Annotated in this window: 11 protein-coding genes; all 11 read right to left on the bottom strand. The window is 63.9% G+C overall.

The annotated features are described in order from the left end of the window. Nucleotides 1–67 precede the first annotated feature (67 nt). The 11 genes from H0W40_RS01875 to H0W40_RS01825 all read right to left on the bottom strand — a co-directional run bounded on the left by H0W40_RS01875 (nt 68) and on the right by H0W40_RS01825 (nt 10,351). Nucleotides 68–1,795 (bottom strand): polysaccharide biosynthesis/export family protein, encoded by a 1,728-nt coding sequence (locus H0W40_RS01875; protein ID WP_292442537.1) that lies wholly within the window; start codon nt 1,793–1,795, stop codon nt 68–70. Between the two features lie 28 nt (nt 1,796–1,823). After that, nucleotides 1,824–2,930, bottom strand: a complete 1,107-nt coding sequence (locus H0W40_RS01870; RefSeq protein ID WP_292442534.1) for a capsular biosynthesis protein — start codon at nt 2,928–2,930, stop codon at nt 1,824–1,826. 35 nt (nt 2,931–2,965) lie between these two features. Further along, nucleotides 2,966–3,694, bottom strand: coding sequence for an ABC transporter ATP-binding protein (locus H0W40_RS01865; protein ID WP_292442531.1), 729 nt, complete (start codon nt 3,692–3,694; stop codon nt 2,966–2,968). Between the two features lie 4 nt (nt 3,695–3,698). Beyond that, on the bottom strand, nt 3,699–4,508 hold the full coding sequence (locus H0W40_RS01860; protein WP_292442528.1) for an ABC transporter permease: 810 nt from the start codon (nt 4,506–4,508) through the stop codon (nt 3,699–3,701). 54 nt (nt 4,509–4,562) lie between these two features. Beyond that, on the bottom strand, nt 4,563–5,117 hold the full coding sequence (gene rfbC / locus H0W40_RS01855) for a dTDP-4-dehydrorhamnose 3,5-epimerase (protein WP_292442525.1): 555 nt from the start codon (nt 5,115–5,117) through the stop codon (nt 4,563–4,565). A gap of 197 nt (nt 5,118–5,314) precedes the next feature. Continuing rightward, on the bottom strand, nt 5,315–5,602 hold the full coding sequence (locus tag H0W40_RS01850) for a nucleotidyltransferase family protein (RefSeq protein ID WP_292442522.1): 288 nt from the start codon (nt 5,600–5,602) through the stop codon (nt 5,315–5,317). A 14-nt stretch (nt 5,603–5,616) separates the two neighbouring features. Continuing rightward, the gene (rfbA, locus tag H0W40_RS01845; protein WP_292442520.1) at nt 5,617–6,501 is read right to left on the bottom strand and encodes a glucose-1-phosphate thymidylyltransferase RfbA; all 885 of its coding nucleotides are present in this window, start codon (nt 6,499–6,501) and stop codon (nt 5,617–5,619) included. A gap of 75 nt (nt 6,502–6,576) precedes the next feature. Beyond that, nucleotides 6,577–6,816: a type II toxin-antitoxin system Phd/YefM family antitoxin gene (locus tag H0W40_RS01840; protein ID WP_292442515.1), complete on the bottom strand. Its 240-nt coding sequence runs from the start codon at nt 6,814–6,816 to the stop codon at nt 6,577–6,579. A gap of 87 nt (nt 6,817–6,903) precedes the next feature. After that, nucleotides 6,904–7,800, bottom strand: a complete 897-nt coding sequence (gene rfbD, locus H0W40_RS01835) for a dTDP-4-dehydrorhamnose reductase (protein WP_292442512.1) — start codon at nt 7,798–7,800, stop codon at nt 6,904–6,906. Then, nucleotides 7,797–8,867 (bottom strand): dTDP-glucose 4,6-dehydratase, encoded by a 1,071-nt coding sequence (rfbB, locus tag H0W40_RS01830; protein ID WP_292442509.1) that lies wholly within the window; start codon nt 8,865–8,867, stop codon nt 7,797–7,799. Before rfbB ends, rfbD begins: the two co-directional genes overlap by 4 nt. Next, the gene (locus H0W40_RS01825) at nt 8,864–10,351 is read right to left on the bottom strand and encodes a mannose-1-phosphate guanylyltransferase/mannose-6-phosphate isomerase (protein WP_292442506.1); all 1,488 of its coding nucleotides are present in this window, start codon (nt 10,349–10,351) and stop codon (nt 8,864–8,866) included. The genes rfbB and H0W40_RS01825 overlap by 4 nt, the downstream gene beginning before the upstream one ends. Nucleotides 10,352–10,428: the final 77 nt, after the last annotated feature.

Raw genomic sequence — 10,428 nt, 5'->3', positions numbered from 1 at the left:
CGCGCGAGCCAAGATACAAATCGCTTCATCTATGGAAGCCCTTTCTGACGCTTATTGATATCGCCATCTAGAAATCAAGAATGACTTTGGCGGCCACCGCAAGCTGATAAATAATTTGGGTAATACCGCGAGTGATCTCAATGTTTTTCGAATCGATCTTGGGCAGCACCATCACTTCATCGCCGGGGTTCAGCGGGTTGCGGCCGGGCTCGCTCACGCTGCCGTCTTGGCGCAACACGACTACGCGGGCGTCGTCCTCGTCCTGGTTGAATCCCCCGGCACGCTCGATGTAGTCGGACACCTTCGCGTCCGGGTCCCATACCAAAGCGTTGGGCAGCAGGACTTCGCCGCTTACGAGGACCAGATTGCTGCGCTCGGGCACGCGCAGCACGTCGCCGTCTTCGAGTAAGGTGTCGACCGCCTGTACCCGGTCTGCAAGCAGCACCTGGCCGCGTGGCTCTGTTTCTCTAGCGCGCTCAATGAACTGCAAGATGAGGTCCGCTTCGCGCGTGCGCAGCGCGGCCTCTTCGCTGGTGGCGGAGCGCGAGGTTAGCGCGTAGGTCTGCAGGCTGCGCAGCGAGGCTTCCAGCATTTCCTTTTGGCGCTCGGCTACAGAGAGACGGTACAACTGCAGCGCGTCGACATTGGCCTGTGGGGCTGGCTTGAGTCGCGCCAAAGCATCCTGCAGCTTGGCGCCATAGGGCAGGATCAGCGTTCTTTCTCCCAAGTGCGCGCCTTCAACGCGAACGAGGATGGTGCCCGGATATTTGTCCGACGTGAACAGCACTTCGTCCCCGTCTTGAATGGTGACGTCAATTACCGCGCTAAGCGGGTGGTACTCGCTGCGAGTTGTGGCGCCCACCTTTCGTACGATGCTTAGGTGGGTGGCGCTGGGCCGAGGCCGCGCCACGGCCACCAGATCGGCCGCGCTAATCACTGGCTTGCTGAACTCGAACAGATAAGGGTTCAGCACCTCGCCGCGTACCAGCACCGTGTGCTTGCGTGAGTTGGCCACGATCGTGTCGCCGTCTTGCAGTTGTAGAGGCGCGATCTGGCCATCGAGAAGAAAGCGGTAGAGGTTGAACCTGGCGCGCAGCTTACCGGCACGCAGCACGTCCACTTCGAGGTAGCTGCCGCGGTCGGGGTCGATGCCGCCCGCGCGGTCCAGGTAGGCGAGCACCGAGTCCGAAGACAACCCCCCGTACAGGCCGGGTGCGCGCACGAAGCCAGTCACGTAAATCTTCACCGGCTGGGCTGCCTCGAGCGTCGCGTACACGCCCACGTTCGAGCGGAAGGTGCGCTTGGCTTGGGCTTCGACCTGGCGCGTGAGTTCCGCGTTGCGCACGCCCAGCACGCTCACCGGGCCGACGTTCGGGATAAACACATTGCCTTGTGCATCGACCGGCTGCGTTTCGTCGAAGTTGAAAGCACCCCAGATGCGGATGTGAATGCGGTCACCCACGGCGATCTGGTAATCGGGGTTAAAGCCGCTGAAGGCCTCGGAGCCGAAACGCCCAGTGAAGATCTGCGAGCCGAACACCACGGGCTGAGCAGAGGTGAAGGGGTCGGGGGGCAGCGGGTTGGTTTCGCGCGATTGCTGCGGAGCGCTCGCGGTGGCCGCGGGTACCTGAGCAGGCACAGGTGGGCGGGCGGGTGATACGTCAGACAGGCCGCGAGGGCTGAGGTTAAGAGGGTCCACGAAGACCTGCGCGTGGGCCGCCGCACTCAGCGTGAGGAGCAACGCGCACCCCCAACGGCGCAGGCCTGCGCGTGGCGGAAGAAAGAATGCAGTCATGGCGGTCGTTGGTGCAGCGTGGGTCACGTCAATCCTGATGCTCGCGGATGGTGGCGATCACAAGCCGCGCAATGCCGTAAAGCAGCAGGCTGATCACCGCCAGTGTCACGAGGTTGTAGAGGCGGCGCGGATACTGCGCCGTCTCGGGCAGCGAGGGTGGCTCGATCACGACCAGGCTCTTGAGCTTGCGAGAGGCTTCGATGCGAGCGTTCTCCACCGCCGCAAGCGATAGCTTGTAGGCGTCTTCGGCAAAGCCGGCCTGCAGAATCAGCGCCTGAAAGTCCGCGGCCAGCCGATTAAGACGCTCGCCGGTCCGACCCGATGTGGCGCGCAGGCGTTCGATGTCGAGTTGGGAGCGGGTCGCGTCGAGCTGGCTGCGCAAAGCCTTGATCTGATAGGAGCTGTCGTTCAAAAAGGTCTGCGCATTTCGCAGTTCTGCCTCCTGCTCAGCCTGAATCGCTTGCAGTTTTGCGGTCAGCGCACTGCTAGCTTCGGCCTGGGTCAGCGGATCGAGCAGCTTATTTTTGGTCTGGAAGGCCAGCACTTGGGACTTGGCCTCCTGCAGACGCTCCGCAGCACCCTTGAGTTCGGTCTCGGCGAAGCCCATCTGTTCGCGTGCCATGCGCTGCGAAAAACCGTTCACGAAGCGTTCGCTCTCTTCCATGATGGCGGCATTTAGCGCTTGCGCGAACACCGGCTTGAAGCCCTGAACCCGCACCGTAAGCAGGCCCGAGAGGTCATCGAAAGTCACTTCGACGCGGTTGCGGTAGTACTCCAGAAACCACTCCTGGCTCACACCGTCGTACAGCCGGTAGAGCGGGTCGGCTGTCTCGGCCTCGTAGTGCCCGCGCACATCGAGTTCGACATCCAACCGGTTCAGCAAGGCGAGGGAGTGGATGTACTGGCGCAGGTACAGCGTGTCGTCGCGTGCCGGCGGGTTCACGCCGCCCAGCAACATCGCGACACCCGGCACGCTACCTCCTGCATCCTGACTGGCTTGGCGCACGGTGACGATCGACTCGCTGACATAACGGTCTGCAGCGAGCAGTGTGTAGTACAGCGCTGCCAGCAGGAGAGGCACTGCAATGAGAAGCAGTTTGAGGCGGCGCGGGTTGAGCGCCAAAAGCTGGTTCATGGGTCAGTTTGGGCAGAGGTTCAGTAAGGAACTACTCAGAGAGCCGCGAGCGCAACTGAAGCGCCAGATGCGACGGCCTTACGTTTAGCGCGGGGCGGGGTTGGCACAAGCGGTCCCTGATAGGCCAGGATGCCGGCTTCGACGTCTTCGAACAGCGTGGCCGTTCCATCCTTGACCAGAACAACCACGTCGCACCATTGACGAATTTCAGCCATGCTGTGCGACACAAGAATCAGCTTGGCGTTGGAAAGACGCATGCGAAACACTTCTTGGCATTTCTGGCGAAACTGCACGTCTCCCACAGCCGTGGCTTCGTCGATCAAGTAATAGTCGAAGTCGAATGCCATGCTCAGACCAAAAGCAAGCCGAGTGCGCATACCCGATGAGTACGACTTGACTGGGAGATTAAAGTATTCACCGATTTCAGCAAACGCCTCGACAAATTTCATTTTTTCACGCATGGCGTTACCCGTCGCGCCGTAAACTCGGCACACGAATCGCACGTTGTCGCGTCCATTGAGCGAGCCCTGCAAGCCGCCGGCCAAACCGACAGGCCAGGAAATGTTCACGTCGCTGACGACGCGACCATGGTCGGGGCTGTCGATGCCGCCAAGAAGGCGCATCAATGTGGATTTTCCAGCGCCGTTCGGACCGATAAGTCCGATGCTTGCATCATCAGGGAAACGGAAATTAAGGTCCCGAAACACATAACGCCGACCAATGGGTGACGGATACGACTTGGTGACGGCACGCAACTCGATCATGGATTCAACTTGCCAACAGCCGGTGGCGTCGTACGCGATAGAGGCTTAACGCCGATGCCAACAGCAGAACGGCCAGCCCGGCCGGATAGGATAGACTGACTTGGTCGATTACCGGGTAGTGCTTGAAGAAGTAACCCCGTTGTACTTCGATCAGATGCAATATCGGATTCCACAACAACCAGGGAAGCGCCGCTGGCGGAAGCGCGTTGATCGGAAAGATCACGCCGGATATTATGTAGAGCGGAAGATAGGCGATGCGAATGAACACGCGCAGTTGGGGCAGGTCGTCGGTGAGCACCGCGAACAGCAGCCCTAGGCTGAAGCCAAGAACTATCAGGACGCCGCTGGCGAAGATGAGCTGCAGCGGTTCGTCTGGAAACCATTGCAGGCCGTGCCAACCCATTGCTGCAAGAAACACCACGTAGACGGCACTGTTGAGCAGGGCATCGAGCGCCCCGCGCACTAGCAGGGCGTCGATGGGTTTGACCTGACGGTAGCCGAATAGCCCGCGACTGCCGTCGATGGCTCCCATGACTCTCAGCGACATTCCACGAAAAATGAAAAACGGAAACAGGCCTGTTATCAGGAAGAGAACGAAGGGTACGCCCGGCACCAAGCGCTCGCGCAGGTAAACGAAGAGCAGCATCATCAGAGTGACATGCGCGATCGGCTCCAAAAAAATCCAGAACGCGCCCATCCAACGGCCGCCGAACCGCGCTTTTAGGTCCCGTTGCAGCAGCGCGAACAGCACTGCAAGCTGGATCTGCCAAGGCGTACGGGTGGAGCGGGACGTATGCGAAGCTTGAACGTTCATCGGACGAGATGGGCAAGCCCCGGATTGTGCTTTACCCCGCCGCGGCTCCTGCCGTCAGTCAAAGGCGGGCGCTCGCGCCAAGGCGGGCGCGATGCTGTCTTTGCTAGAGAGCACCGGCGCCACGCCGGCATCGGCCCATGCGATGCCGAGGTCCTCGTCGTTCCAGCGCACGGACCCTTCGGACTGCGGGCTGTAGTAATCGGTCGTTTTGTACAGAAAATCCGCGCTCTCGCTCAACACCAGGAACCCATGCGCGAACCCCGGCGGTATCCACAATTGCCGGTGATTCGCCGCCGCGCTCAGTTCCACCCCCACCCAGCGCCCGAAGCGCGGGCTCGAGCGCCGCATATCGACCGCCACGTCGAACACCGCGCCCGAGGTCACCCGCACCAGCTTGCCCTGCGCGTGCGGCGGCAACTGGTAGTGCAGGCCGCGCAGCACGCCGCGCGCCGAGCGCGAGTGGTTGTCCTGCACGAAGGTCACGGAGTAGCCGACCGCGGCATCGAAGGCCTGCTGGTTGAAGCTCTCCATGAAGAAGCCGCGCTCGTCGCCGAAGACTTTCGGCTCGAGGATGAGCACCTCGGGCAGGGTGGTGTGGGTGATGTTCATGGCCCTGTCAGTTCAGTGCGCGGCAAGCGGCAATTGGAGGCAATTCGGGCCCAAGAAGATTGGAGTCACGGTTGAAGGGCTGGCGCTTAGGCGTTTTCTGCGGCAGGAAAGCGCTCACCTGGCTCTGTGAATAGCGCAGATAGCCCTCCATGCGCCGGAGTTGGTCGAGTTTCCTCTGCAGCAACTGAAGATGTTCGTCACAGCGGCACCCCTGTGCGTTTGGCAATGCTGGCGATGGGAGACGGCGTTCCGGCGGAACCGACGACAAGGTCAACATTCAAGTCAAGGCCGTCTTTCAACGCCACTCGACATTTCAGCTCGCTCAGCAATTCGACTGGCTGCTGCGGCTCCACGTAGAGGTCGACGTCTCCGCCACGTTTGGACTCGTCGACTCGTGAGCCGAACAGCCAGACCCTCGTTTTCGGCCCCAGGTGGTGCCGCACGCAATCGCGCACGAGCCGGGTTTGTTGCGGATTCAAGCGCATCGTCTACCTCTCGCTCAAAAAACCCGCTCGCTCAGCACCTTCATCAGGTACTGCCCGTACCCGTTCTTCAGCATCGGCCGCGCATGCGCTTCCAACTGCTCGGCCGTGATCCACCCCGAGCGGTAGGCGATCTCCTCGGGGCAGGACACCTTCAGGCCCTGGCGCTTTTCAAGCGTGGCGATGAATTGCCCAGCTTCCATGAGGCTGTCGTGCGTGCCGGTGTCGAGCCAGGCATAGCCGCGGCCCATGATCTCCACCCCAAGTTCGCCGCGTGCCAGATAGTGCGCATTCACATCGGTGATCTCGAGTTCGCCGCGGGCGCTGGGTCGGATGTCGGCCGCGATGTCGCACACCTGCGCGTCGTAGAAGTACAGGCCGGTGACAGCGTAGTTGCTTTGCGGGGACTTGGGCTTTTCCTCGATGCTCATCGCGCGTTGCTGCGCATCGAAGGCCACCACGCCGTAGCGCTCCGGGTCGGTCACGTGGTACGCGAACACGCTGGCGCCGGCGCTGCGGTCGTTGGCACTTTTCAGCAGGCCCTGCAGGTCGTGGCCGTAAAAGATGTTGTCGCCCAGCACCAGGGCGCTCGGTTGGCCGTCGATGAAACTGCGGCCGAGGATGAAAGCCTGCGCCAGCCCATCAGGGCTGGGCTGCACGCAGTAGCTCAGGTTCAGGCCCCAGCGCGAACCATCGCCCAGCAGCGCCTCGAAGCGCGGCAGGTCCTGCGGCGTGCTGATTAGCAGAATGTCGCGGATGCCCGCCAGCATGAGCGTGCTCAGCGGGTAATAGACCATCGGCTTGTCGTACACCGGCAGCAATTGCTTGCTCAGCGCCAGCGTGGCCGGGTGGAGCCGGCTGCCGGAGCCGCCAGCGAGGATGATGCCTTTGCGCGTCGTCATGAATTCAAAGTCCGATGTAGTGAACAGCGCCGGGATACGACTTGAGCTGTAGGTCACTCATGTCGAGCAGGAAACTTAAAGCGGCGTGTAGAAAGAGCGCAGCATTTCCTCGGGCAACGGGGCATTGAAGTCATCTGGCACCGATAGCCGGCCTGAAAGCAAGCCCAGTCGCCTGGGCGGCTTGCTCGCCTCGAACGGCATGAGCCTGGCGACCGGCTTGCCGGAGCGCGTGATGATGACGTCCTCGCCCGCTTTGACGGCTTCGATCAGCTTGCACAGCCAAGTCTTTGCTTCATGGATGTCAACGGTTGTCATGGTTGTCTGCGAACTCCGCGATTGCGATACGCCAAGCTCGGCGAGCCGGCTCGGAACAGTCAATCGATTGCCGTGCCGTACTGCCGCTCACGTGCCTGAAATCTCCGCAATCAGGCGCGCCACACCCTGCTGCCAGGCCGGAAGGTGAAGTCCGAACGTCGCCTGCAGCTTGTCGGTGGCAAGGCGCGAATTGTGCGGTCGCTTGGCCGGCGTGGGAAACGCGCTGGTCGCAACCGGCTCGATCGCTTGCGGCGTTACCTTGACGGCCCGCCCATGCGCCCGCGCCCACTCGATGACGAAGCGTGCATAACCGTGCCAACTGGTTTCGCCGCCTGCCACCGCGTGGTAAGTGCCGGCCAGCTCCGGGCGCTGCTGCAGCGTGCGCAAGGCATGCGCGGTGATGTCGGCCAGCAGATCGGCGCCGGTCGGTGCGCCGATCTGGTCGTCGATGACGGTTAGCCGGTCGCGCTCGGCGGCCAGCCGCAGCATGGTCTTGGCGAAATTGCCGCCGCGTGCGGCATAGACCCAGCTCGTGCGCAGGATCATGTGCCGGCAGCCGCTGGCGCGGATGGCCTCTTCGCCTTCGAGCTTGGTGCGGCCGTAGACGCTGAGCGGGCCGGTCGGCGCGTCTTCTGCGCGGGGCGCGGCGCCCGAGCCGTCAAACACGTAATCGGTGCTGTAGTGAACCAGCCAGGCGCCGAGCGCGGCCGCTTCGCGCGCCAGCACAGCGGGGGCGGCGGCGTTGATCGTGCGCGCCAATTCGGGCTCGCTCTCGGCTTTGTCCACGGCGGTGTGGGCCGCGGCGTTGACGATGACGTCCGGCCGCACCGCGTGCACCGTGGCCGCGAGCGATTCTGGCCGGCTGAAATCGGCGCTCAGTTCGGTGCTGTCGAAGTCCAGCGCCGTCAGCTCGCCCAGCAGGGCCAGCGAGCGCTGCAGCTCCCAGCCGACCTGGCCGTTCTTGCCGAGCAGCAGGATTTTCATGCGCCCGGCGCCCGGGCGGCGTAGTTCTGGGCCACCCAGTCGCGGTAGCTGCCGCTTTGCACCTCGGCCACCCAGTCGGCGTTGGCCAGGTACCACTGCAGCGTCTTGCGGATGCCCGAGGCGAAGGTTTCCGCCGGGCGCCAACCGAGCTCGCGCTCGATCTTGCGAGCGTCGATCGCGTAGCGGCGATCATGGCCGGGCCGGTCGGTCACGAAGGTGATGAGGCGTTTGTAGGGTCCTGCCGGATCGGGCCGCAGTTCGTCGAGCAGCTTGCACACCGTGTGCACGATGTCGATGTTGGCCTGCTCGTTCCAGCCGCCGATGTTGTACGTTTCCCCGAGGCGGCCGTTCGCGAGCACGGCACGAATGGCGCTGCAGTGGTCGCCCACGTAGAGCCAGTCGCGCACTTGCTGGCCGTCGCCGTAGACCGGCAGCGGTTTGCCTGCGAGCGCGTTGACGATCAACAGCGGAATCAGCTTCTCGGGGAAGTGATAAGGCCCGTAGTTGTTGGAGCAGTTGGTGGTGACCACCGGCAGGCCGTAGGTGTGGTGCCAGGCCCGCACCAGGTGGTCGCTGGCTGCCTTGCTGGCGGAGTACGGGCTGTTCGGTTCGTAGGGGTGGATCTCCGTGAAGGCCGGCGCGTCGGGGGCGAGCGAGCCGTAGACCTCGTCCGTACTCACGTGGTGGAAGCGGAACGCCGCCTTCTTGTCCGCCGGCAATGCGGCCCAGTGCTGGCGTGCCGCTTCGAGCAAGGTGAACGTGCCTTCCACGTTGGTGCGCATGAAAGCGCCCGGCCCGTGGATCGAGCGATCGACATGGCTCTCGGCGGCGAAGTGCAGCACGGCACGCGGCCGGTGCTCGGCGAACAGCCGGTCGAGCAGCGCGCGGTCGCAGATGTCGCCCTGCACGAACACGTGGCGGGGGTCGCCCTGCAGCGAGGCCAGGTTGCGCAGGTTGCCGGCGTAGGTCAGGGCGTCGAGGTTGAGCACCGGCTCGCCGGTGGCCTCTATCCAATCGAGCACGAAGTTGCTGCCGATGAAGCCGGCGCCGCCGGTCACGAGGATCACGGCGGGCCCGCCGGCTTGTCGGCGGCCACGCGGCCGTAGGTGTCTTCGAAGCGCACGATGTCGTCTTCCCCCAGGTAGCTGCCGGATTGCACTTCGATCAATTCCAGCGGCAGCTTGCCGGGGTTGGCGAGCCGGTGGGTCTGACCCAGCGGGATGTAGGTGCTCTGGTTCTCGCTGAGCAGGAGCGTCTTGTCGCCGCAGGTCACCTCGGCCGTGCCCGAGACCACGATCCAGTGTTCGGCGCGGTGGTGGTGCATCTGCAGGCTCAGACGCCCACCCGGCTTGACGCAGATGCGCTTGACCTGAAAGCGCGGCCCCGCGTCGACGCTGTCGTACCAGCCCCAGGGCCGGTACACGCGGCGCGGAAGGCTCGCTTCGCTGCGCTCGCTCTTCTGCAGGCGGGCGACGATCTGCTTGACCTCTTGGCTGCGCTCGCGGTCGGCCACCAGCACCGCGTCGGGCGTCTCGACCACGATCACGTTGTCCAGGCCCACGGCGCTGACCAGCCGGCTGGTGGCATGCACCAGCGTGTTGCGGCTGTTCTCGAACATGGTGTCGCCATGGCCGGCGTTGCCATCGGCATCGCGTTCGCTGACCTGCCACACGGCGTCCCAGGCGCCCAGGTCGCTCCATCCCGCCGCCAGCGGCAGCATCTTCACTGTGAAGCCGGCGTCGGGTTGCGCCGGGCTCGGCTCCATCACCGCATAGTCGATGGATTCCGACGGGATCGCGGCGAACGCCTTGGCGTCCGGCCGCACGAAGCTCGCATCGGTGCTGCGCCCCACCCAGGCCGCTCGCGTGGCCGTGGCGATGTCAGGGCGGAAATGGCTCAGCGCCGCCAGCCACACCGACGCACGCAGCACGAACATGCCGCTGTTCCAGGCGTAGCCGCCATCGGCGAGATAACGCTGTGCGGTCGCGAGGTCGGGCTTCTCGACAAAAGCCTTGACCTGCCGCACCGGCCCGCGTCCCTCACTGTGGATGTAGCCGAAGCCGGTTTCGGGCCGGTCGGGCACGATGCCCAGCGTCACGATGCCGCCCTCGGCGGCGACTTCGATGGCGGCCAGCAGCGCCGCGCTGAAGGCGGCCGCGTCGGTGACGGTCTGGTCGGCCGGCGTCACGACCATGATCGGATCGGCGGCCCCGCTGTTGCCCGGCTCCGCGGCTTGTGCCGCGATGGCGGCCAGGGTCAGCGCCGGCGCGGTATTGCGGCCCATCGGCTCGAGCAGCAGCGCGCCAGCGCCGACCTTGATCTCGCGCAACTGCTCGAGCAGCATGAAGCGGTGCTCTTCGTTGCCCACCACCAGCGGCGGCGCGGCCGACACAGCGTCCCCCTGCAGGCCGGTGAGCCGCAGCACGGCTTGCTGGAACAGGGTCTGTGTCCCGGCGAGTGCCAGAAACTGCTTCGGATACAGCGCGCGGCTCAGCGGCCACAGGCGGGTGCCGGAACCTCCGGCGAGGATGACGGGGACGATGTGATGCATAAGGGCTCCAGCGGCAGCACTATATCGGCGAGTGCGCGGCCTAATGAACGGCAGGACCGGCTGGCTACACTCGATTC

Origin of the sequence: Methylibium sp., from assembly GCF_013817345.1 — a bacterium.
In the GTDB taxonomy this organism is placed as follows: Bacteria; Pseudomonadota; Gammaproteobacteria; order Burkholderiales; family Burkholderiaceae_C; genus Methylibium.
This window is presented reverse-complemented; position numbering and strand designations above follow the sequence as displayed.

Bases quoted from the DNA above. Each gene is read 5' to 3' on its own strand.
- H0W40_RS01875 (WP_292442537.1), bottom strand. From the start codon at position 1,795: ATGACTGCATTCTTTCTTCCGCCACGCGCAGGCCTGCGCCGTTGGGGG.
- H0W40_RS01870 (WP_292442534.1), bottom strand. From the start codon at position 2,930: ATGAACCAGCTTTTGGCGCTCAACCCGCGCCGCCTCAAACTGCTTCTC.
- H0W40_RS01865 (WP_292442531.1), bottom strand. From the start codon at position 3,694: ATGATCGAGTTGCGTGCCGTCACCAAGTCGTATCCGTCACCCATTGGT.
- H0W40_RS01860 (WP_292442528.1), bottom strand. From the start codon at position 4,508: ATGAACGTTCAAGCTTCGCATACGTCCCGCTCCACCCGTACGCCTTGG.
- rfbC (WP_292442525.1), bottom strand. From the start codon at position 5,117: ATGAACATCACCCACACCACCCTGCCCGAGGTGCTCATCCTCGAGCCG.
- H0W40_RS01850 (WP_292442522.1), bottom strand. From the start codon at position 5,602: ATGCGCTTGAATCCGCAACAAACCCGGCTCGTGCGCGATTGCGTGCGG.
- rfbA (WP_292442520.1), bottom strand. From the start codon at position 6,501: ATGACGACGCGCAAAGGCATCATCCTCGCTGGCGGCTCCGGCAGCCGG.
- H0W40_RS01840 (WP_292442515.1), bottom strand. From the start codon at position 6,816: ATGACAACCGTTGACATCCATGAAGCAAAGACTTGGCTGTGCAAGCTG.
- rfbD (WP_292442512.1), bottom strand. From the start codon at position 7,800: ATGAAAATCCTGCTGCTCGGCAAGAACGGCCAGGTCGGCTGGGAGCTG.
- H0W40_RS01825 (WP_292442506.1), bottom strand. From the start codon at position 10,351: ATGCATCACATCGTCCCCGTCATCCTCGCCGGAGGTTCCGGCACCCGC.